The organism is Rhizobium sp. BT-226, from assembly GCF_025847085.2.
Lineage (GTDB): Bacteria > Pseudomonadota > Alphaproteobacteria > Rhizobiales > Rhizobiaceae > Rhizobium > Rhizobium sophorae.
This window is the reverse complement of the sequence record NZ_JAOYTI010000005.1, coordinates 61,797-84,109: the sequence shown is the minus strand read 5'-3', so window position 1 is coordinate 84,109 and position 22,313 is coordinate 61,797. Positions and strand designations below refer to the sequence as shown.

Below are 22,313 nucleotides of genomic sequence, written 5' to 3'. Positions count from 1 at the left end.
ATCGCGATGAACAATCCACCGCAGTTTACTTGGGACGATCTGCAGTTTTTTCTAGCCGTCGCCCGCACTGGACAGCTGTCGACCGCGGCGCGCCAGCTGCGATCCAGTCACGCCACCGTCTCACGCCGCATCGACCGGCTGGAGTTCACCCTCAAGGTCAAGCTGTTCGAGCGCAATCCGCGCGGCTATGTGCTGACCGCCATGGGCACGCGCTTCGTCGAGACGGCCGAAAGAATGGAGCAGGAGACCGAGCGGCTGCGCGCCGACCTCGCCGACGGCTCGATGGCGCAGCGCGGCCTTGTGCGGCTGAGCGCGCCGGAGGGTTTTGCCAATTTCTTCTTCGCAACCGTGCTGCCGCAGTTTGCCGCGCAGCATCCGCATCTCTCGCTCGAACTGGTGACGATCCAGCAGATCATGTCGCTGTCGCGTAAGGAGGCCGATCTTTCCGTCGTGCTCGATGAGCCGAAGGGCGGGGCTTATTTCGCCGAGAAGCTGACGGACTACCACCTGCAGGTCTATGGCTCGCGCGATTATCTGGCAAAGGCGCCTGCGATTACCAGCCGCGAAGACCTGCTCAACCATCCCTTCGTCAGCTATATCGAGGAAATGATCTTCGCGCCGGGCCTGGATTATCTCGGCGATGTGCACCCGCGCATCAAGCCGCAGTTCCAGAGCTCCAGCATCTTTGCGCAGCTCACCGCCACTCGAAACGGCCTCGGCCTCTGCATCCTGCCCTATTTCTTCGCCAGCCGTTATCCCGAACTGGTGCGCGTGCTGCCCGAAGAGATCGACCTCAAGCGCCATTACTGGATCACCTGCCACCGTGACCTGAAACAGGCGCCGCGCGTGCGCGCCGTCATCGATTTCCTGCGCGAGGCGGTGCGCGGCGAGGATGCGCGCTTTGTGCCACCCTATGTCACCGCCGCCGGCCCGGCGCGCCGGGCAAGATCGGACATTTAATTAGAGCATGACGTCGTCCGAAAACCGCTCACAGTTTTCGGCATTATACTCGCTATTTCAGGAATTCGGCCCGGTGCGGGGTGAATGCATCGATCAGTCGGCCCTTTTCCAGCGCCTTGACACCGTGGACCAGATTGGGGGGCACGATGAAGCTGCCGCCCTGTTTCAGCACCTCGGTCCGGCCATCGATCGTCACTTCGAAACTGCCTTCGGCGACGTAGCTGGCCTGAATGTGCGGATGCGAATGGGCCGCACCCACGGCGCCGCTTTCGAAGGCCACTTCCACCAGCATCATCTCGGGCAGATAGGTCATGATGCGCCTGATGACGCCGGGCTCGGGATTGACCCATTCGGCGCCTTCGGCCGATACGAACAGATCGCTTGACGACATTTCCGCCTCCTCATTCCAGAATCGATCGCGGGCAAAGTGGATCATGCCGACGCTTTTGAAAAGATGGCGCGGCCCGTCTTTTCGAGACTGCCCCTTCTGTTGACGCGGTGGGCTGGCGGGTCTATGGCCAACTTAAGCGAGGCAAGCCAGAATCGGGATGAGGAGACGCGGCCATGCAGCATACGCGCGAGGTTTTCGACTGGGCCGATCCGTTCCGCCTGGTGGAGCAGCTAACCAGCGAAGAGCGCATGGTGCAGGACACCGCACACGCCTATGCGCAGGAAAAGCTGGCGCCCCGCGTTCTCGACGCCTTCCGCAATGAAAAGACCGATCCTGAGATCTTCCGCGAAATGGGGGAACTCGGCCTGCTCGGCCCGACGATCTCGCCGGATTATGGCGGCGCCGGCCTCGGTTACGTCGCCTACGGCCTGATCGCCCGCGAGGTCGAAAAGGTCGATAGCGGTTACCGCTCGATGATGAGCGTCCAGTCCTCGCTCGTGATGGTGCCGATCGAAACCTTCGGCTCCGAGGCGCAGAAGCTGAAATACCTGCCGAAACTCGCCACCGGCGAGTGGATCGGCTGCTTCGGCCTGACCGAACCGGATCACGGCTCCGACCCCGGATCGATGGCGACACGCGCCAAAAAGGTCGACGGCGGCTACAGCCTCACCGGCTCGAAGACCTGGATCTCCAACGCGCCGATCGCCGATGTCTTCGTCGTCTGGGCAAAGACCGAGGACGGCCTCATCCGCGGCTTCATCCTCGAAAAGGGCTGGAAAGGGCTTTCGGCTCCCGCCATCCACGGCAAGGTGGGCTTACGCGCCTCGATCACCGGCGAAGTGGTGATGGACGGGGTCTTCGTACCTGAAGAAAACCTTCTGCCTGATGTGACCGGCCTCAAGGGACCTTTCACCTGCCTCAACTCGGCTCGTTTCGGCATCGCCTGGGGCGCGCTCGGTGCTGCCGAGGATTGTTATGCGAGAGCGCGGCAATACACGCTGGAGCGCAAGCAGTTCGGCCGGCCGCTTGCCGCCAACCAGTTGATCCAGAAGAAGCTCGCCGACATGGCGGCGGAGATCTCGCTCGGCCTTCAGGGCTGCCTGCGGCTCGGCCGCATGAAGGAGGAAGGCCATCCGCCGGTGGAGCTGACCTCGATCCTCAAGCGGAACAGCTGCGGCAAGGCGCTGGAGATCGCGCGGGCGGCCCGCGACATGCTCGGCGGCAACGGCATCTCCGACGAATTCGGCATTGCCCGTCACCTCGTCAACCTCGAAGTGGTCAACACCTATGAGGGCACGCACGACATCCACGCGCTGATCATCGGTCGGGCGATCACCGGCATTGCCGCCTTTGCGAACTAGCGCATTGGCGCGAAAGGGCGAATTGCCACGCGCCTGACAATGTGCAACCTTCCCTCACGACGGCAAGAGCCGGCAAAAGGGGGATCATGCATGTTTCTGCTTCTTGCATTGCTGATTGGTGTCATTGCCGGGCTTCGCGCCATGACGGCGCCCGCCGCCGTCGCCTGGGGCGCGGCGCTTGGATGGTTCGACGTGTCGCAGACGCCGCTTGCCTTCATGGGTTACCAATGGACGCCGTGGATCCTCACGCTCCTCGCCGTCGTCGAACTGATCACCGACCAGTTGCCATCGACGCCGTCGCGTAAGGTGCCGGTGCAATTCGGTGCCCGGATTGTCACGGGCGCGCTGGCCGGCGCCACGCTCGGTGCCGCCAGCAGCCTGCTTTTCGGCGGGCTGATCGCCGGCGTGATCGGCGCCGTCATCGGCACATATGGTGGCGCCGCCGTCCGCAGCAGGCTTGCCGCCTCCTTCGGCAAGGATCTGCCGGCCGCTCTCATCGAGGATGCCGTCGCCGTCATCGGCGCGGTGCTGATCGTGGGGGCCGTCGCATGAAAAGTTTCGACGCGATCGTTATCGGCGCCGGCCAGGCCGGCCCGTTTCTTGCCGCCAGGATGGTCGAAAAGGGCATGAAGGTGGCGCTGATCGAGCGCAAGTTCCTCGGCGGCACCTGCGTCAATGCCGGCTGCATGCCGACGAAGACGCTGGTCGCCAGCGCCCGCGCCGCCCATGTCGCAAGAAACAGCGCTGCTTACGGCGTCAATATCCCTGGCGAGATCGCCATCGACATGAAGGTGGTTAGGGCGCGCGCCGAAACCGTGACGATGAATGCCCGCAACGGCTTGATCGGCTGGCTTACCGGCATGGAGGGCATGACCGTTATTTACGGCCACGCCCGTTTTGAGGATCCCAAGACCGTCAGCGTCAACGGCGAGACGCTGACCGCACCGCGCATCTTCCTCAATGTCGGCGCGCGGCCGGTCATCCCCGACCTGCCCGGGATCAACAATATCGACTATCTCACCAGCACCTCGATCATCCATCTCGACACGCTGCCCCGGCATCTGGCCGTGATCGGCGGCAGTTATATCGGACTGGAATTCGCGCAGATGTATCGCCGCTTCGGCGCCGAAGTCAGCGTCATCGAGCATGGCCCGAAGCTCGCATCGCGCGAGGACGAGGATATATCCGACGCGATCGCCGATGTCCTGCGCTCGGAGGGCATCGACATTCATACCGGCGCCAGCGACATCGCCTTCGCGAACAGCAGCGACGGAATAACGGTCGCCACCGATTCAGCGAGGATCGATGCGAGCCATGTGCTGATTGCCACCGGACGCAAGCCGAACACCGACGATCTCGGCCTCGATGCCGCCGGCGTCATCACCGACGGACGCGGCTTCATTACCGTCGACGACGGGCTTGCCACCAATGTCGACGGCATCTGGGCGCTCGGCGACTGCAACGGCCACGGCGCCTTCACCCACACCTCCTACAATGATTTCGAGATCGCCGCCGCCAACCTGCTCGACGGCGACGATCGCAAGGTCTCGAGCCGCATCCCGGCCTATGCACTCTACATCGACCCGCCGCTTGGCCGTGTCGGCATGACGGAGAAGCAGGCGCGTGCCTCGGGACGAAGGATCATGATCTCGACCCGACCGATGAGCCGCGTCGGCCGCGCCAACGAGCGCGGCGAGACCAAGGGTTTCATGAAGGTGATCGCCGACGCCGAGACAAAGGCAATCCTCGGCGCGGCGATCCTCGGCATCGAAGGCGACGAGGTGATCCACGGCATCATAGATGCGATGAATGCAGGAACGACCTATCCCGCATTGCAATGGTCGGTGCCGATCCATCCGACGGTGTCGGAGCTGATCCCGACGCTGCTTGGGGATTTGAAGCCGGTTTAGCTATGAATTGATGCTTCGAAATCGACAGCTGGAGGCGGGCTGAGTGTCTATCGAACTGCTGATCGAGCACTATGGCCTGCTGGCGATATTTCTAGGCGCCGCCTTCGAAGGCGAAACAGCCGCCTTCCTTGGCGGCGTGATTTCCCACCGCGGGCTGCTGACCTATTGGTCGGCGTCGCTTGCGGCAACGGCAGGCTCCTTCGCCGGCGATCAGATCTGGTTCTTCGCCGGCCGTTATGCCGCTCGATGGGGTCTCGTCCGCCGGCTGATGGAAACACCGGCGCTGGCGCGCGTAACCCGGCTTCTGGAAAGATATCCGACCGGCTTCATCCTTGCGTTTCGTTTTCTGGTCGGGTTGCGGACGATCAGCCCGATCGTTATCGGGACGACACGAATAGCGACCGGAAAATTCATCATCCTGAATGCTGTGGCCGCGCTGGTGTGGGGGCAGCTGTTCACGGCGCTCGGTTATCTCTTCGGGCACGGCATCCAACAGACATTGGGCCACCTTCCGCTTCATCGCCATCTGCTGATCGCAGTCGGAGCCGCGGCTGTCGTCGCAGCCGCGGTTCTTGCCTTTCGCAACATGAAACTGAGCGCCAGACACTCGTAGCGGTATGGCGTCCTAGAACAGGATGATTTTAGGCCGGGTCGGCCTAAAATCTGAATCCTGTTCTAAATTATATAGTTGGAGCATGATGTCGTCCGAAAACCGATCACACTTTTCGGCATCATGCTCTAGTCCATCACGATCTGCAGCTTCACGTCGCTCGGCCGGGCCTCGACGGCGCGATCAAACGCCGTGATCGAATCCTCGAACTTAAAGGTCTCGGAAATCAGCGGTTTCAGATCGACGCGTCCCGAGCCGAGCAGCGCGATCGAGCGCTCATACTGGTGCGCGTAGCGGAACACCGTCTCGATGCGGATTTCCTTGGTGGATGCCGTCGAGACGTCGAAGCCGATCGGGTTGACCGGCAGGCCGACGACGACGATGACGCCGCCCGGACGCGGCAGCGCCATGATCGTCTCCCAGGCCTTCGGCGAGCCGGAGCATTCGAAGACGACATCGGCGCCCCAGCCGTCGGTCAGCCGGGCAATCTCTTCGGCCAGGTTTTTCTCGCGGATATTGACCGGAATGACACCCTGGTATTGTGCTGCAATATCGAGCTTCGGCTGGGCAAGATCGGCGACGATCGCGCGGGCGCATCCGCCGGCAAGCGCCGCGATCGCCACCATCGTACCGATCGGCCCGGCGCCGAGGACGACGGCAGTATCACCAGGCGTAATCTTCGCCTTGGTGGCCGCCTGCATGCCGACGGCGAAAGGCTCGACCATGGCGCCTTCGGCAAAGCTGACATTGTCGGGTAGCTTGAAGGTGTAATTGGCGGGATGCACGACCTCTGGCGTCAGCACGCCATGGATCGGCGGGGTCGCCCAGAAGGTGACGGCCGGGTCGATATTGTACATGCCGAGCCGGCTTGCTTTGGAGTTTGGATCGGGAATGCCGGGCTCCATGCAGACGCGGTCGCCGACTTTCAGATGCGTGACGCCGGCGCCGACCTCGACCACCGTGCCCGCCGCCTCATGGCCGAGCACCATCGGCGCGTTGACGACGAAGGGGCCGATCTTGCCGTGGGTGTAATAATGCACGTCCGAACCGCAGACGCCGACCGTGTGGATCCTGATCTTCACCTCGCCGGGGCCGGTTTCGAGCGGCAGATCGATATCGCGGAGCGCAAGCTCATGCTGGCGCTCGAGGACAAGCGCGCGGACTTTGGTCATCGTCGGTTTCCTTCCCTAGTGGCTTGCCCATGACTCCATCGGGCAGCGTCGAAGCCGACTATAAGGCCCGAAGCCTTCCCAATTCAACCAGATTGAAAAGGCTTTTGCTCAACAAATGATAAAATGCTCAAGCAGATCTGCCGGAGGATATAGCACCGGCAGCGGCCCGCCCGAAAACGGCGCCAGCCTGGTCCGACGGCGAGCGGCCCTGTAAGGGCATTTATAAGATTTTTATATAGATGGCCCGTCGTCCGTCTCGAACCTTTATGCGCTTCGGCTCCATATTGATGGCCGAGAGATCGAAAAGATCATCTCCACGCCAGAAAGCATGAAAGGCGGCCTCCCAGCGCCCTTTGTCTTGTCTGACTCCAACAAGAACAACAGGAGTCACGATCATGATGGATATCATTCTACTTGGCACCGCGATCATATTCTTCGTGCTGTGCTTTGCCTACACCCGAGCCTGCGACAGGCTTTGACAGGAGAACCGACGATGACCCTCGATTATGTCTTGAGCGGTGCCGTGACCGTGTTTCTCACCGTTTACCTCACCTACGCTCTCCTTCGCCCAGAACGCTTTTGAAGAGAACCAGCGCTTCTGAGGTCGCGCATGCGCAACCGAGAAGCAGCCGGGTATTGAAAGTTTACCTCCATGACCCTCAACGGATGGCTTCAGATCCTGCTTTACTGCGGGATCGTCCTCGTGCTCGTCAAACCGCTCGGCGGCTACATGACGCGTGTCTACAATGGCGAGCGCACATTCCTCTCTCCGGTCCTCGTTCCGATCGAACGGGGACTTTACCGTATTGCCGGCACCAGCGAGCGCGAGGAGCAGCATTGGACCTCCTATGCCTTCGCGATGCTGATGTTCAACCTGCTCGGCGTCCTCGTACTCTACGCGCTCCTGCGCTTCCAGGATATCCTGCCCTATAATCCGGCCCGCATGGCCGCCGTCCCGCCGGAGCTTTCGTTCAACACCGCCGTCAGCTTTCCCACCAACACCAACTGGCAGAATTACGGCGGCGAAAGCACCATGTCGTATCTGACCCAGATGGCCGGCTTCACGGTGCAGAACTTCCTGTCGGCCGCGACCGGCATGGCGATCGCTGTCGCCTTCATCCGTGCCTTCGCACGGGCTTCGGGCAAGGCGATCGGCAATTTCTGGGTCGATATGATCCGCGGCACGTTCTACATCCTGCTGCCGATCTGCATCGTGCTGACCATCGTCTACGTCTATCTCGGCGTGCCGCAGACGCTTGGGCCCTATGTCAATGCGACCACGCTCGAAGGTGCGCAGCAGACGATTGCCGTCGGCCCCGTCGCCTCGCAGCTTGCGATCAAGATGCTCGGCACCAATGGCGGCGGCTTCTTCAACGCCAATTCGGCCCATCCGTTCGAAAATCCCGACGCGATCTCCAATCTCATCCAGATGGTCTCGATCTTCGCGATCGGCGCGGCTTTGACCAACGTCTTCGGCCGCATGGTCGGCAACCAGCGCCAGGGCTGGGCGATCCTTGCCACGATGGGCGTGCTGTTCCTCGCAGGCGTCATCGTCACCTATTGGGCGGAAGCTGCCGGCAACCCGCTGATGCACGCTTTCGGTCTTGGCGGCGGCAATATGGAAGGCAAGGAAGTCCGCTTCGGCGTCGCACTGTCCTCGCTCTTTGCCGTCATCACAACGGCCGCCTCCTGCGGCGCAGTCAATGCCATGCATGGCAGCTTCACCGCGCTTGGCGGCCTCATCCCGCTGATCAACATGCAGCTCGGCGAAATCATCGTCGGCGGTGTCGGCGCGGGCTTCTACGGCATCCTGCTGTTCATCATCGTCGCCGTCTTCGTCGCCGGCCTGATGGTCGGCCGCACGCCGGAATATCTCGGCAAGAAGATCGAGGCGAAGGAAATGAAGATGGCCGTTCTCGCCATCCTCTGCCTGCCGCTCGCCATGCTGGTCTTCACCGCGATCGCCACGGTGCTGCCTTCCGCCGTCGCCTCGATCGGCACCGCCGGCCCGCACGGCTTCTCCGAAATCCTCTATGCCTATACCTCGGCTGCGGCCAACAACGGCTCGGCTTTCGGCGGCCTGACGGGCAATACGCCCTGGTACAACATCACGCTCGGCATCGGCATGCTCGCCGGCCGCTTCCTGGTCATCATCCCGGCCCTTGCCATCGCCGGCTCGCTGATCGCCAAGAAGACGGTTCCCGCATCGGCAGGCACCTTCCCGACCGACGGTCCGCTCTTCGTCGGCCTGCTTGTCGGTACGATCCTGATCGTCGGCGGCCTGACCTTCTTCCCGGCCTTGGCGCTCGGCCCTGTCGTCGAGCAGCTGGTCATGATCGCCGGCCAGACCTTCTGAGGTGATGCCATGATCCTCCGTCACAGGCTTCGCAACGCCTTCCACCCTCGTCCCGGTGCGCCGGGACGAGGGAATGGCCCGACGACCCGCGCCTCCGACATCATCCTGGTGATGATGGCAGGCCTCCTCGTCATCGCCGCCATCTTCAAAATCTTACAGGGCTGACCGGCTTCCGGTTCGCCATCCTCGTTTCAAAGCTGGAGTCTCTTATGAGCCAGGCAAAATCCGCGAGCGTCATGGATTCTCGCATCCTCATTCCGGCCGTGGGGGCCGCTTTCAAGAAGCTCAACCCCCGCGCGCTTGCCAGAAACCCGGTCATGTTTGTCGTGGCCACGGTCTCGGTGCTGACCACCGTCCTCTTCCTGCGCGATCTGGTGGCGGGCAACGGCAATCTCGGCTTCTCGTTCCAGATCAATCTCTGGCTCTGGTTCACCGTGTTGTTTGCCAATTTCGCCGAAGCCGTCGCCGAAGGCCGCGGCAAGGCGCAGGCGGATTCGCTGCGCAAGGCGCGCACCGAAACTCAGGCGAAGCTGCTCACCGCCAATAATGGCAGCGGCTACCGCATGGTGCCGGGCACCAGCCTCAAGGTCGGCGATCTCGTGCTCGTCGAGGCCGGCGACATCATCCCGTCGGACGGCGAGGTCATCGAAGGTGTAGCCTCCGTCAACGAAGCGGCGATCACCGGCGAATCCGCCCCTGTGATCCGCGAATCCGGCGGCGATCGCTCGGCGGTCACCGGCGGCACACAGGTGCTGTCCGACTGGATCCGCGTGCGCATCACCGCCGCTGCCGGCTCGACCTTCCTCGATCGGATGATCGCGCTCGTAGAAGGCGCGGAGCGGCAGAAGACGCCGAACGAGATCGCGCTCAACATCCTGCTTGCCGGCATGACGCTGATCTTCGTGCTTGCCACCGCGACGATCCCGAGCTTTGCCATCTATGCCGGTGGCTCGATCCCGATCATCGTGCTCGTCGCCCTCTTCGTCACGCTGATTCCGACGACGATCGGCGCGCTGTTGTCGGCGATCGGCATCGCCGGCATGGACCGCCTCGTCCGCTTCAACGTGCTCGCCATGTCCGGCCGCGCGGTCGAAGCCGCCGGCGACGTCGACACGCTGCTGCTCGACAAGACGGGCACGATCACCCTCGGCAATCGCCAGGCGACGACCTTCCGCCCGGTTCGCGGCGTGTCCGAACAGGATCTCGCCGACGCCGCTCAGCTCGCCTCGCTTGCCGACGAAACGCCGGAAGGCCGTTCCATCGTCGTGCTCGCCAAGGAGAAATACGCGATCCGCGGCCGCGACATGGCAAGCCTCAAAGCCACCTTCGTGCCCTTCACCGCCCAGACACGCATGAGCGGCGTCGATCTCGAAGGCGCTTCGATCCGCAAGGGTGCGGTCGATGCCGTGTTGACCTATGTCAACGGCGACGCATCTTCGAAGAACGGCAGCGAGGTCGTGCGTGAACTGCAGTCGATCGCCGACGAGGTCGCCAAATCAGGCGGCACGCCGCTGGCCGTTGCCCGCGACGGCAGGTTGCTCGGCGTCATCCAGTTGAAGGACATCGTCAAAGGCGGCATCCGCGAGCGCTTCACCGAGCTTCGCCGGATGGGCATCCGCACCGTGATGATCACAGGCGACAACCCGCTGACGGCGGCCGCCATCGCCGCCGAGGCCGGCGTCGACGATTTCCTCGCCCAGGCAACGCCGGAGATGAAGCTGGCGCTGATGCGCGAGGAACAATCGAAGGGTAAGCTCGTCGCCATGTGCGGCGACGGCACCAACGACGCGCCGGCGCTCGCCCAGGCCGATGTCGGCGTCGCCATGAACACCGGCACGGTCGCCGCCCGCGAGGCCGGAAACATGGTCGACCTCGACTCGGACCCGACGAAGCTCATCGAGATCGTCGAGATCGGCAAACAGCTGTTGATGACGCGCGGCGCGCTGACGACCTTTTCGATCGCCAATGACATCGCCAAATACTTCGCCATCATCCCGGCGATGTTCCTGACCTTCTACCCGCAGCTCGGCGTCCTGAACATCATGGGGCTTTCGACGCCGCAAAGCGCCATTCTCTCGGCGATCATCTTCAACGCGCTGATCATCATCGCGCTGATCCCACTGTCGCTGAAGGGTGTGCGCTACCGTCCGATCGGCGCCGGTGCGCTGCTGTCGCGCAACCTGCTGATCTACGGTGCCGGCGGCATCATCGTCCCCTTCATGGGCATCAAGGCGATCGACATGGCTGTCGCAGCCCTCGGCCTTGCCTAACTGAACATTCGAAGGAGTAAGACAATTGAAAGAACTTCGTCCGGCGGTCGTCATGATCGTTGCCACCACCGCCATCACCGGCCTTCTCTATCCGCTCGCCATGACCGGTGCCGCCCAGGCCCTCTTCCCGACCCAGGCGAACGGCAGCCTGATCGAGAAGAACGGCCAAGTGATCGGCTCGACGCTGATCGGCCAGGCCTTCACCAGCGACAAATATTTCCACAGCCGTCCCTCGGCCGCCGGCGACGGCTACAATGCGGCTGCCTCCAGCGGCTCGAACCTCGGTCCGACCAGTCAGAAGCTGATCGACCGCGTCAAGGGCGACTATGAGGCCGCCAAGGCGACGAACCCGACAGCCGACGTGCCCGCCGACCTCGTCACCGCTTCGGGCAGCGGCCTTGATCCCGATATCTCGCCGGAGGCCGCCTATTTTCAGGTGGCGCGCGTCGCCAAGGCGCGAAGCCTTGACGAGGCCAAGGTCAAGGCGCTGGTCGACGGTGCTGTCCAAGACCGCGAAATCGGCCTTCTCGGCGAACCCACCGTCAATGTTCTGGCGTTGAACCAGAGCCTTGATGCTTCTATGACTGAGTGACCCTGGCAGGCTGGGCGCGGGTTTGGCGACGAGGCCAACCCCGCTCTCCGTCATCCTTGGGCTTGACCCGAGGATCCATGCCCATGGCTGCTGACGGATGCGGTATGGATGCTCGGGTCAAGCCCGAGCATGACGGAGGGTGGGGCGAGCGGAAGGAAACCATTCACGGCGTTGGGCGCCCGCGTCAGGAATGCCATCCGCGAGCTGAACCAAACAATGCCGGCCCCTCGGCTGTACTAACTTGACGAGGGACCGAGAAGCGTAGCGCTCATCCTCAAGTACAGCCACCCGCAGAAAGACCGAACCACATGCCAGACGACAATCGCGACCAGGCCGGCAGGCCCTCGCCCGATGCGCTTCTCGAAAAAGCCCGGGCTGAGACGCGCGGCCGTCTGAAAATCTTTCTGGGTGCCGCCCCCGGCGTCGGCAAGACCTACGAGATGCTCGTCTCCGGCCGTGCCAAGATCGCCGACGGTCTCGATGTCGTCATCGGCGTCGTCGAGACCCATGGCCGCAAGGAGACCGAGGCGCTCGTCGCCGGCTTCGAGATCATCCCCCGTGTCGAAATCAGCTACAAGGGCCGGCCGCTCGAGGAAATGGACCTTGACGGCATCCTCACCCGCCGGCCCGATCTCGTGCTGGTCGACGAACTCGCCCATACCAATGCCGAGGGCAGCCGCCATCCGAAGCGCTACCTCGACGTCAAGGAATTGCTCGATCGTGGCATCGACGTCTATACGACGTTGAACATCCAGCATGTCGAAAGCCTGAACGACGTCGTCTCGCAGATCACCCGCATCCGCGTGCGCGAGACGGTGCCGGACTCGATCATCGACCTTGCCGATGACGTCGAGATCATCGATCTGACGCCGGATGATCTCATTAAGCGCCTGCATGACGGCAAGGTCTACATGCCGCGCACCGCCGAGCGGGCGCTGACCAATTATTTCACGCCGGGCAACCTGACGGCGCTGCGCGAGCTCGCACTGCGCAAGACCGCCCAGCGCGTCGACGACCAGTTGCTCACGCATATGCAGGCGCATGCCATATCAGGCCCCTGGGCGGCGGGCGAACGTGTCCTCGTCTCGGTCGACCACCATCCGCGCTCCGCCTCGCTGGTGCGCTACGCCGCCCGCATGGCCTCGCGGCTGCGTGCGCCCTGGGCCGCCGTCTATATCGAGACCAACCGCTCGATCAATCTGACGGAAGCCGAGCGCGATACCGTCGCATCCACGCTGCGCCTTGCCGAGCAGCTCGGCGGCGAGGCGATCACCCTTCCCGGCCGCGAGGTAGCCGAAGAGCTCGTCCGCCACGCCACCGCCAACAACGTCACCCACATCGTCATCGGCGCCCCGAAGAAGCCGACATGGCGCGATTGGTGGCACCGCTCGATCACCGACGAGCTGATCCGCAAGACCGGCGAGATCAGCGTCCATGTCATTTCGGGTAATGAGAAGGACGGCACCACCGCGCGTGGCGTCAGGGCGGCCGCTACCGCGCCGCCACTGGATTTCAGGGCCTACCTGCTGGCGACCGGTTATGTCGCCATCGCGCTCGGCGTCAGCGTCGTGCTCGACCAGGTGCTCGACGTGCGCAACCTCGCCCTCGTCTTCCTGATGGCGGTGCTGACCTCGGCCGTCCTCCACGGCCTGCGGCCAGCGCTTTACAGCTGCATCCTCAGCGCGCTGTCCTTCAACTTCTTTTTCCTGCCGCCGCGCTACACGCTGACGATCAGCGATCCGGAAAGCGTGCTTGCCCTGTTCTTCTTCCTGGGCGTCGCCATCATCGCCAGCAACCTGACCGCGACCGTGCAGCGCCAGGCCGCCGCCGCCCGCCAGCGGGCGCGCACGACGGAGGACCTCTATCTCTTCTCGAAAAAGCTCGCCGGCACCGGCACGCTCGACGATGTGCTCTGGGCAACCGCCTTCCAGCTCGCCTCAATGCTGAAGGTCCGCGTCGTGCTGCTGCTGCCGGAAGAGGGCAGCATCGCCGTCAAGGCCGGTTATCCTCCTGATGATACGCTCGACGATGCCGATATCGCCGCCGCCCGCTGGGCCTGGGAGCATAATCATGCCGCCGGCCGCGGCGCCGATACCCTGCCCGGCGCCAAACGCCTCTATGTGCCGCTCCGAACCGGGCGCACCGCCGTCGGCGTCATCGGCCTCGACAGCGACCGCCGCGACGGACCGCTGTTGACGCCCGAGCAACAGCGGCTGCTCGATGCGCTCGCCGACCAGGCGGCCCTTGCCATCGAACGCATCCAGCTTGTTGCCGATGTCGACCGGGCAAGACTTGCGGCCGAAGCGGACCGGTTGCGCTCGGCCCTGCTGACATCGATTTCGCACGACCTGAAGACCCCGCTTGCCGCCATCCTCGGCGCCGCCGGCACGCTGCGCGATTATTTCGCCTCGATGCCGGAGGAGGACCGCAGCGATCTGCTGTCGACCGTCGTCGACGAATCCGAACGCCTCAACCGCTTCATCGCGAACCTGCTCGACATGACCAAGCTCGAATCCGGCGCGATGGAGCCGAACCACGCGCTGCATTATGCCGGCGATATCATCGGCAGCGCCCTGCGCCGGGCAGCAAAGATCCTCGATCATCACAAGACCGAAATGAGCATTCCCGCCGACCTGCCGATGGTGCGCGTCGATCCTGTCCTCTTTGAGCAGGTGATCTTCAACCTGCTCGACAATGCCGCGAAATACGCGCCCGACGGATCGGTGATCCACATCGAGGGCTGGGCAGATGCCGACAACGTCGTCGTGCAGGTCTCGGACGAAGGCCCGGGCATTCCGCCGGCCGATCTCACCCGCGTCTTCGACACCTTCTACCGCGTGCGCAAGGGCGATCAGGTGCGCGCCGGCACCGGGCTTGGCCTTTCCATCTGCCGCGGCTTCATCGAGGCCATGGGCGGCACGATCACCGCCGGCAACCGGACGGGCCGTCCGGGCGCCGTCTTCACCATCCGCCTGCCGAAACCCACCGACATTCCGAAACTGGATGAACTCCGATGACCGGTTCAGCCGTCAAAATCCTCGTCGTCGACGACGAGCCTCCGATCCGCAAGCTGCTCCGCGTCGGCCTGACCGCGCAGGGCTACGAGGTGCAGGAAGCGCCGAACGCCAGCGCCGCCCGCCAGTCGGTCGCCGACGTCATGCCCGACCTCATCGTGCTCGACCTCGGCCTGCCCGACAAATCAGGCCACGACCTGCTGCAGGAGTGGCGCAACGAAGGGCTTTCCATGCCGGTCGTCATTCTCTCCAGTCGCACCGACGAGGCCGGCATCGTCAAGGCGCTGGAAAGCGGCGCCGACGATTACGTCACCAAGCCCTTCGGCATCAACGAACTCGGCGCCCGCATCCGCGTGGCGCTGCGCCACCGCCTGCAGCAGCAGGGGGAAAAGGCGATCTTCCAGACAGGCGGGCTGTCGATCGATCTCGTCAAGCGCATCGTCAAGGTCGACGGCGCAGAAATAAAACTGTCGCCGAAGGAATACGACATCCTGCGCGTGCTTGCCCAGCATGCCGGCAAGGTGCTGACACACCAGTTTCTTCTAAAGCAGATATGGGGGCCGGCGGCTGATGTGCAGTATCTGCGCGTCTATGTCCGGCAACTGCGGCAAAAAATCGAGCAGATTCCGGACCAGCCGCACTATATCACCACGGAGACCGGCGTCGGCTACCGGCTCAGGGAACCGGACTGACGTCCCTTCCCTCCTGCTGCCCGAACAGTATCGAGCCCGAACAGCATCGAGAATGACATGAACCTTCCCAACATCATCAGGCCGGAACACAGCTTCATCGGCGTGTCGGCGCAGACCAAATGGCGCGCGCTGCAGACCATAGCCGACAAGGCCGCCAAGGCTTTCTCCGTCGACGGCCACACCATCCTGAAGGCGCTGGAAGTGCGTGAGAAGCTCGGCTCGACGGGGATCGGCAACGGCATCGCCATCCCGCATGCGGCGATCGACGGCATGACCAGCCCGCGCGGCCTGCTCATCCGCTTCGCCCAGCCGTTGGAGTTCGAGGCAATCGACGATATCCCGACCGACATCGCCTTCGTGCTGCTCTTCGGAGAAAACAATCGCGGCGAATATCTGAACGTGCTGTCCGCCATCGCGCGCCGCCTGCAATCGGACGGCGTGCTTGCCGCCATGCGCAAGGCAAGAACGGTCGACGAATTCTATTCCGATTTCATCGCCGATTCACGGGTGTGACGCCCAAAAACCGCTCACACTTTTCGGCACTATAAAAAGGCGCGGCCCGAAGGTCGCGCCCGCTCGTCTGCAATCAGACTAAGTTAGAGCGGTTCAGCTTAACGCAGAACCGCTCTAATCTCTTGATTTTACGCAAGTCCGGACGGAAAACCGCTTCGCACGTTTCCTGGAATTGCTTTAGAAATCGCGCTGGAAGCGCAGGAAGCCGAACACTTCGTCGTCGCCTTCGTCCTCATCGTGATATTGCACGCTGAGCTTCGAACGCAGGTCTTCGACGATCTGGTAGTCGATGGTAACACCGGTCGTGTAGGCGCTGCCGCCGGTGAAGCCGTTGCCGTCAGCCTCGAGAGCGATGTTTTCGAAGTACTGGAAGCCGGGAGTGACCTTCCACTTGTCGTTGATCTTCAAGGCGTATTCTGCTGCGATCGTCCATTCGGACTCTTCGTAGTAGTAGTTGGCGCCGCTTGCCCATACGCCGGCGATGCCGAGCGTGCCCGGGCCGATGTCGGCATAGACGATACCGCGGACAGCGACTTCGCTGGTGTCGGTGTCATAACCGGCAAGCAGGTAAGCGCTGATGGCGCCGGCCTTGTAGGAGACCTGGCCTGCGACACCAAAGTTATTCGGGCCTTCGCCCGGCTTGGTGGCGTAGTCATCTTCCAGTTCGTCGACCGAAATGCCGGCCGCGAAAGCGCCGGACTCGTACTGATAACGGATCGAGTTGTGGGTCGTCTCGTTGCTGGCGAGCGTATCTGTCTCGCCGCTCATGTCGTCATCCCACCAGCTATACAGCTTACCGGCGCGGAAACCGGCAATGTCGAGATAGCCCTCATCCAGCAAAGCTTCCTGATCGGAGGCGTTGTCGACATTGTAACGCAGCGTGATGACGCCGGTGAGCGTACCATACTCGGTGTCGTTCTTGGCCTGGAAGGTGACCTGACCGCGAGTCCAGAAGTTTACGTCGGAATCGCCGGATATCTGCTCACCGAAGCGCACTTCGGTACGGATGTAACCGCCGATCGAAAGGCATGTTTCCGTTCCCGGAATATAAAAATAGCCGGTACCGTAGGCGTCGCAAACGCGAACATATTCCACGGGCTCGGGTTCCGCCGCCACGATGGCGTCGGCTGCGCGGGCTCCGGAGGCCGCGGCAAGGGCGGCAACGGAGGCAAAAAGGATAGTTCTGATATTCATTTTGAATGGCCCTAACAGGTTTGGAATGCGAGGCGCACTTCAAGGGATGCCCCCGCGTAGCGGTCGGCGAATACGGCCGCACGGGAGCCATATAGGAACCCGCAAGTGCCATCGCGGCAAAAACTTGGCAAAAATCTGCGGAGAATGGCGCTTTCGTGGAGGAACTGTGGCCAAAAAAACACGGCCCTGCGACGGGACGACAGCGGCGGCCGATTGGCCGCGGCCAACTTCGGCACGTCTATTTCAAAATCGACCCTGAAATGGAACGGCATTCTAACGGTAGCGCCGGAACCGGAAGAACCTTTGTTTCATTATACGACTGACTTGATAGTGTTTAGGCACAAACACGGAGGGTTCCCCAATGCAGACACAACGGCTCACCCGGCTCATCGCAGCCGCGGTCATGGCAGGCAGCTTCGCAATCGGGAGCATCGCTCCTGCATTCGCGGATCAGACGCTTCTTAACGTTTCCTACGATCCGACTCGCGAATTGTATAAGGATTTCAATGCCGCCTTTGCCGCCAAGTGGCAGAAGGACACCGGTGAAACCGTGACGATCCAGGCATCGCATGGCGGCTCCGGCGCTCAGGCCCGCTCCGTCATCGACGGCCTCGACGCCGATGTCGTCACTCTGGCTCTCGAAGGCGATATCGACGCCATCGCCAAGAAGACCGGCAAGATCCCGGCCGACTGGAAGACCAAGTTGCCCAACAATTCGACGCCCTATACGTCGACGATCGTCTTCCTGGTCCGCAAGGGCAATCCGAAGGGCATCAAGGATTGGGGCGACCTGATCAAGGACGACGTGCAGGTCATCACCCCGAACCCGAAGACCTCGGGCGGCGCCCGCTGGAACTTCCTTGCCGCCTGGGCATGGGCCAAGCAGGCGAATGGCGGCGACGACGCCAAGGCGCAGGAATATGTGACGAAACTGCTGCAGCACGTTCCGGTTCTCGATACCGGCGCCCGCGGCGCCACGACCACCTTCGTCCAGCGCGGCCTCGGCGACGTGCTGCTCGCCTGGGAAAACGAAGCCTACCTTTCGCTTGAAGAGCTCGGTCCCGACCAGTTCGAGATCGTAACGCCGGCCTTCTCCATCCGCGCCGACCCGCCGGTCGCCGTCGTCGACGGCAATGTCGACAAGAAGGGCACACGCAAGGTCGCCGAAGCCTATCTTAATTACCTCTATTCGGACGAGGGCCAGAAGATTGCTGCCAAGCACTACTATCGGCCGACCAAGCCGGAAGCCGCCGATCCGGCTGACATCGCCCGCTTCCCGAAGCTGACGCTGGCGACTATCGACGACTTTGGCGGCTGGAAGGACGCACAGCCGAAATTCTTCGGTGATGGCGGGGTATTTGACCAAATCTACAAGCCGGCCCAATAATAGACTTCATGAAAGCACATAGCCCCACGCGGTGGCGGTTCAAGCGGCCGAGTGTCATTCCGGGTTTCGGAATGGCGCTCGGCCTTACCTTGACCTGGCTCACCCTTCTGATCCTCATCCCGCTCTCGGGCCTTGCCGTCCGGTCGAGCGCGCTCGGCTGGGAAACATTCTGGTCGATCGCGCTCGATCCGCGCACGCTGAACGCATTGCGCATCAGCTTCGGCAGCGCCTTCATCGCCGCGATCGTCAACGCCGTGTTCGGCATCATCCTGGCATGGGTGCTGGTGCGCTACCGCTTTCCCGGCAAGCGCGTCATCGATGCCATGGTCGACCTGCCCTTTGCGCTGCCGACCGCCGTTGCCGGCATCGCGCTGACGACGCTCTACGCGCCGAACGGCTGGATCGGCCAGTTCCTGACGCCGCTCGGCATCAAGATCGCCTTTACACCGGCCGGTATCGTCGTGGCGCTGATCTTCGTCGGCCTGCCCTTCGTGGTGCGCACCGTGCAGCCGGTCATGGAGGAAATCGACAAGGAAGTGGAGGAGGCTGCGGCAACGCTCGGCGCCAATCGCTTCCAGACGATTTTCCGCGTACTGCTGCCGGGGCTGGCGCCCGCCGTGCTCACCGGCTTTGCGCTCGCCTTTGCCCGCGGCGTCGGCGAATACGGCTCGGTCATCTTCATCGCCGGCAACCTGCCGTTCAAATCGGAGATCGCGCCGCTGCTGATCATCATCAAACTCGAAGAGTATAATTACGCCGCAGCGACCGGCATTGCGGCGATCATGCTGATCATCTCGTTCGCCATGCTGCTCGTCATCAATCTCATCCAGAGCTGGAGCAGGCGGAGGTACGGTTATGGCGCTTGATGCGACCGCTCAACCAACGAAGCTGCGTTCGGTGACCACCGAAAACAGGATCGCACGCTTCACCCTGATCATCCTCTCGCTCGTCTTCCTGTTGCTGATCCTGCTTCTGCCGCTCGCAGCCGTCTTCGTCGAGGCCTTCCGCAAGGGAGCCAGCCCCTTTCTCGAGGCGCTCGCCGACGCCGAGACCTTCTCGGCGATCCGCCTGACACTGATCGTTGCCGGCGTCAGCGTGCCGCTCAACCTCATCTTCGGGGTTGCCGCCGCCTGGGCGATCGCCAAGTTCGAGTTCAAGGGCAAGGCCTTCCTGACGACGCTGATCGACCTGCCCTTCTCGGTCTCACCCGTCATATCGGGCCTGGTCTTCGTTCTGCTGTTCGGCTCCAGTACCTGGCTCGGCCAGTGGTTCAGCGCGCACGACATCAAGATCCTGTTTGCGGTGCCGGGGTTGATCCTCGCCACCATGTTCGTCACCTTCCCCTTCGTCGCCCGTGAGCTGATCCCGCTGATGCAGGAACAGGGAACGGCCGACGAGGAGGCAGCCCTTTCGCTCGGCGCCAGCGGCTGGCAGACCTTCTGGCACGTGACGTTGCCGAATATCAAATGGGGCTTGCTTTACGGGGTACTGCTCTGCAACGCCCGCGCCATGGGCGAATTCGGCGCCGTCTCGGTGGTGTCAGGCCACATCCGCGGCCAGACGAACACCATGCCGCTGCAGGTGGAAATTCTCTATAACGAGTATAATTTCACCGGCGCTTTTGCGGTCGCCACGCTTTTGGCCTTGCTCGCGCTCGTGACTCTTGTTTTGAAGACGCTGCTGGAAATGCGCTATAGCGCGGAAATCGCCGCCAGCCGGCGGCATTGAAGGAATTGGAATGGAAGTACGCGTTCAAAACATCCGCAAGGAATTCGATCGTTTTCCGGCGCTGCACGATGTCACGCTCGACATTCGCTCCGGCGAGCTGATCGCACTGCTCGGCCCATCGGGCTCCGGCAAGACGACATTGCTGCGCCTGATCGCCGGCCTGGAAAGCCCGACCGAGGGACTGATCTTCTTCGGCGACGAAGATGCCTCGAAGAAATCGGTGCAGCAGCGCAATATCGGCTTCGTCTTCCAGCATTACGCTCTGTTCCGCTACATGACGGTGCTCGAAAACGTCTCCTTCGGCCTGAAGGTCAGAAGCGGTGCGCGGCGGCCGCCGAAGGCCGATATCCGCCGGCGGGCGCTGGAACTGCTCGAACTCGTGCAGCTTTCCGGCCTTGAGAAACGCTATCCGGCGCAGCTTTCCGGCGGCCAGCGCCAGCGCGTGGCGCTCGCCCGCGCCATGGCTGTCGAGCCGAACGTGCTGCTGCTCGACGAACCCTTCGGCGCACTCGACGCCCAGGTGCGCAAGGACCTGCGCAAATGGCTGCGCGAGATCCACGACCGCACCGGACACACCACCGTCTTCGTCACCCACGACCAGGATGAGGCGCTGGAGCTTGCCGACCGCGTCGTCGTCATGAGTCAGGGCGCGATCGAACAGGTCGGCACGCCGGACCAGGTCTACGACAATCCGAATTCTCCCTTCGTCTTCGGCTTCATCGGCCAGTCGAACTGCCTTGAGGTCGAGGTTGCCGACAGCGACATTCGCTTCGACGGCCGCTCGCTCGGCCTCAATGCCGAAGGCGAGCCGGATGGCACGGCGCAGCTCTACTTCCGCCCGCATGACGTCAGGCTCTGCGAATCAGCTGAAAACTGTATCGCCGGCCAGCCGGTCTCCAGCCGCCGCGTGGCCGGCACTCGCCATATCGAACTCAATATCGGCAATGATCGCCCGCATATCGAGATCGAATTGCCGCCGAGCGAGGCCGACAGGCTTGACCGCAACCGGGTGGCTTTCAAGCCGACCCGCTGGAAACTGTTCCGCAGCTGATGGAGATAGGGCGGCGACCGACTGCGCCGCGCGTCTTTTCGAGAGCCGCAAGGAGCTGTAACACTTTGAATTGCTGGATGATTTTATCCTTAAATCGATTCTGATTTAAGGAACATGCGGGAGGTCACCGCCGGAATCGCATTTGGCGAGAGTCCCTTGGGCTTTTTGTGATCTGAGGTTGTTTGTATTTCAGTCATATGACGAGTAAAACGTTTTCACTTAATCACAAAGGGCTGGACTAATCCCATAGGAGGCACTTGGCGTTGAGGGCGGAGATTTCCTTTGGAAAATCCCTGATCGGGATTTTGTTCGTAGGACTGGCAGCTGCAAGCTGCACGACGACATCGAAACCGGCGGCAACGGCGGCGAACACCAAGACGAAGCAGGGTCAATCGGCAAAAGTTACGTTCAATTATACGGCCAAGGATCGCGACTGCCTGCAACGCGCGATGTATTTCGAATCGCAGCATTCGGACAAGGACGGCTACATGGCTGTCGGGACCGTTGTCATGAACAGACTGACTTCCGGCGCCTATCCCCCTTCCATCTGCGGCGTCGTGGCGCAGAAAAAGCAATTTGCGCCCGGCGTGATGACGCGCGAAGTCAAGCCGCAGGCGGAACCCGAGCTTGCGAGCGCGGCCGACGCGATCCTTGTCAAGGGCGCCCGCCATCCAGCGGTGAAGGATGCGATGTTCTTCCACACGAATGGACTGAAATTCCCCTACGACAACATGCACTATGTGACGGTCGCCGGCGGCAACGCCTTCTACGAGAAGCGCGACTCCAACGGCATGCTTCAAACGCCGCCGCCGCTGCCCTCCTACGAGGTGGCAATGAATTATGTGCCCGGCGAAAGCATGCTGCCGCCGCAATTCGAGGCATTGATACCCTCGGCGGTTCCCATTCCTCTGCCGGCTCCGGACCCCATGGCGACGGCGAGCACGGCGCAGATGCAGATCACTGCACCGGTGACCGCGCCGGAAACATCGCCGGCAACATCGGTCGAGCCTGAGCCGGGAATGCCCATCGCGATCCCGACGCCCCGGCCCGCCTATGACAGCGTGATGCTGCGCGAAAGCCTTCCGGCGAACGGCGGCTAGTCAACCACCCTT

General features: G+C 62.5%; 21 protein-coding genes. 18 read left to right on the top strand and 3 right to left on the bottom strand.

Features of this window, described 5'->3' with window-relative positions:
• The first annotated feature begins 6 nt into the window (after positions 1 to 6).
• Positions 7 to 960 carry a LysR family transcriptional regulator gene (locus tag OIU37_RS27440; protein WP_182208269.1) on the top strand — a complete coding sequence of 318 codons (954 nt, stop codon included), beginning with the start codon at positions 7 to 9 and terminating at the stop codon, positions 958 to 960.
• A gap of 52 nt (positions 961 to 1,012) precedes the next feature.
• On the opposite strand, the gene OIU37_RS27435 is transcribed toward OIU37_RS27440, so the two are convergent.
• Entirely contained in the window at positions 1,013 to 1,351 is a 339-nt protein-coding gene (locus tag OIU37_RS27435; protein ID WP_182208268.1) for a cupin domain-containing protein, read from the bottom strand.
• 173 nt (positions 1,352 to 1,524) lie between these two features.
• On the opposite strand from OIU37_RS27435, the gene OIU37_RS27430 reads away from it, so the two are divergent.
• From OIU37_RS27430 to OIU37_RS27415, 4 genes are all read left to right on the top strand, one after another.
• Positions 1,525 to 2,712, top strand: a complete 1,188-nt coding sequence (locus OIU37_RS27430) for an acyl-CoA dehydrogenase (protein ID WP_012763286.1) — start codon at positions 1,525 to 1,527, stop codon at positions 2,710 to 2,712.
• Between the two features lie 90 nt (positions 2,713 to 2,802).
• The gene (locus OIU37_RS27425; RefSeq protein ID WP_264259258.1) at positions 2,803 to 3,264 is read left to right on the top strand and encodes a DUF4126 family protein; all 462 of its coding nucleotides are present in this window, start codon (positions 2,803 to 2,805) and stop codon (positions 3,262 to 3,264) included.
• A complete protein-coding gene (locus OIU37_RS27420) occupies positions 3,261 to 4,622 on the top strand; it encodes an FAD-containing oxidoreductase (RefSeq protein ID WP_180696697.1) in 1,362 nt (453 codons plus the stop codon). The genes OIU37_RS27425 and OIU37_RS27420 overlap by 4 nt, the downstream gene beginning before the upstream one ends.
• A 43-nt stretch (positions 4,623 to 4,665) precedes the next feature.
• Positions 4,666 to 5,235: a DedA family protein gene (locus OIU37_RS27415; RefSeq protein WP_264259257.1), complete on the top strand. Its 570-nt coding sequence runs from the start codon at positions 4,666 to 4,668 to the stop codon at positions 5,233 to 5,235.
• Between the two features lie 125 nt (positions 5,236 to 5,360).
• Here OIU37_RS27415 and OIU37_RS27410 read toward each other — a convergent pair whose 3' ends face one another.
• Complete coding sequence (locus OIU37_RS27410) at positions 5,361 to 6,404, bottom strand: NAD(P)-dependent alcohol dehydrogenase (protein WP_264259256.1); 1,044 nt, start codon at positions 6,402 to 6,404, stop codon at positions 5,361 to 5,363.
• Positions 6,405 to 6,897: 493 nt separating this feature from the next.
• Here OIU37_RS27410 and OIU37_RS27405 point away from each other — a divergent pair, with 493 nt between their 5' ends.
• From OIU37_RS27405 to OIU37_RS27370, 8 genes are all read left to right on the top strand, one after another.
• The gene (locus OIU37_RS27405) at positions 6,898 to 6,987 is read left to right on the top strand and encodes a K(+)-transporting ATPase subunit F (RefSeq protein ID WP_003547774.1); all 90 of its coding nucleotides are present in this window, start codon (positions 6,898 to 6,900) and stop codon (positions 6,985 to 6,987) included.
• Positions 6,988 to 7,056: 69 nt separating this feature from the next.
• A complete protein-coding gene (gene kdpA, locus OIU37_RS27400; RefSeq protein WP_264259255.1) occupies positions 7,057 to 8,760 on the top strand; it encodes a potassium-transporting ATPase subunit KdpA in 1,704 nt (567 codons plus the stop codon).
• Positions 8,761 to 8,769: 9 nt separating this feature from the next.
• The gene (locus tag OIU37_RS27395) at positions 8,770 to 8,925 is read left to right on the top strand and encodes a hypothetical protein (RefSeq protein ID WP_017957997.1); all 156 of its coding nucleotides are present in this window, start codon (positions 8,770 to 8,772) and stop codon (positions 8,923 to 8,925) included.
• 44 nt (positions 8,926 to 8,969) lie between these two features.
• The gene (kdpB, locus tag OIU37_RS27390) at positions 8,970 to 11,030 is read left to right on the top strand and encodes a potassium-transporting ATPase subunit KdpB (RefSeq protein ID WP_264259254.1); all 2,061 of its coding nucleotides are present in this window, start codon (positions 8,970 to 8,972) and stop codon (positions 11,028 to 11,030) included.
• Positions 11,031 to 11,055: 25 nt separating this feature from the next.
• The gene (kdpC, locus tag OIU37_RS27385) at positions 11,056 to 11,622 is read left to right on the top strand and encodes a potassium-transporting ATPase subunit KdpC (protein ID WP_264259253.1); all 567 of its coding nucleotides are present in this window, start codon (positions 11,056 to 11,058) and stop codon (positions 11,620 to 11,622) included.
• 308 nt (positions 11,623 to 11,930) lie between these two features.
• Positions 11,931 to 14,639: a sensor histidine kinase KdpD gene (locus tag OIU37_RS27380; RefSeq protein ID WP_264259252.1), complete on the top strand. Its 2,709-nt coding sequence runs from the start codon at positions 11,931 to 11,933 to the stop codon at positions 14,637 to 14,639.
• Positions 14,636 to 15,328, top strand: a complete 693-nt coding sequence (locus OIU37_RS27375) for a response regulator transcription factor (protein ID WP_180696691.1) — start codon at positions 14,636 to 14,638, stop codon at positions 15,326 to 15,328. Before OIU37_RS27380 ends, OIU37_RS27375 begins: the two co-directional genes overlap by 4 nt.
• A 57-nt stretch (positions 15,329 to 15,385) precedes the next feature.
• Entirely contained in the window at positions 15,386 to 15,841 is a 456-nt protein-coding gene (locus tag OIU37_RS27370) for a PTS sugar transporter subunit IIA (protein ID WP_171604789.1), read from the top strand.
• Positions 15,842 to 16,018: 177 nt separating this feature from the next.
• Here OIU37_RS27370 and OIU37_RS27365 read toward each other — a convergent pair whose 3' ends face one another.
• Positions 16,019 to 17,035 carry a porin gene (locus tag OIU37_RS27365; protein ID WP_129419082.1) on the bottom strand — a complete coding sequence of 339 codons (1,017 nt, stop codon included), beginning with the start codon at positions 17,033 to 17,035 and terminating at the stop codon, positions 16,019 to 16,021.
• Positions 17,036 to 17,396: 361 nt separating this feature from the next.
• Here OIU37_RS27365 and OIU37_RS27360 point away from each other — a divergent pair, with 361 nt between their 5' ends.
• The 5 genes from OIU37_RS27360 (at position 17,397) to OIU37_RS27340 (ending at position 22,301) form a co-directional block, all read left to right on the top strand.
• A complete protein-coding gene (locus OIU37_RS27360) occupies positions 17,397 to 18,422 on the top strand; it encodes a sulfate ABC transporter substrate-binding protein (protein ID WP_171604788.1) in 1,026 nt (341 codons plus the stop codon).
• A gap of 8 nt (positions 18,423 to 18,430) precedes the next feature.
• Positions 18,431 to 19,288, top strand: a complete 858-nt coding sequence (gene cysT, locus OIU37_RS27355; protein WP_168312180.1) for a sulfate ABC transporter permease subunit CysT — start codon at positions 18,431 to 18,433, stop codon at positions 19,286 to 19,288.
• Complete coding sequence (cysW, locus tag OIU37_RS27350; RefSeq protein ID WP_171604787.1) at positions 19,278 to 20,150, top strand: sulfate ABC transporter permease subunit CysW; 873 nt, start codon at positions 19,278 to 19,280, stop codon at positions 20,148 to 20,150. The genes cysT and cysW overlap by 11 nt, the downstream gene beginning before the upstream one ends.
• A 10-nt stretch (positions 20,151 to 20,160) precedes the next feature.
• Positions 20,161 to 21,201: a sulfate/molybdate ABC transporter ATP-binding protein gene (locus OIU37_RS27345; RefSeq protein WP_264259251.1), complete on the top strand. Its 1,041-nt coding sequence runs from the start codon at positions 20,161 to 20,163 to the stop codon at positions 21,199 to 21,201.
• A gap of 263 nt (positions 21,202 to 21,464) precedes the next feature.
• The gene (locus tag OIU37_RS27340) at positions 21,465 to 22,301 is read left to right on the top strand and encodes a cell wall hydrolase (protein ID WP_180696690.1); all 837 of its coding nucleotides are present in this window, start codon (positions 21,465 to 21,467) and stop codon (positions 22,299 to 22,301) included.
• The last annotated feature ends 12 nt before the right edge of the window (positions 22,302 to 22,313 follow it).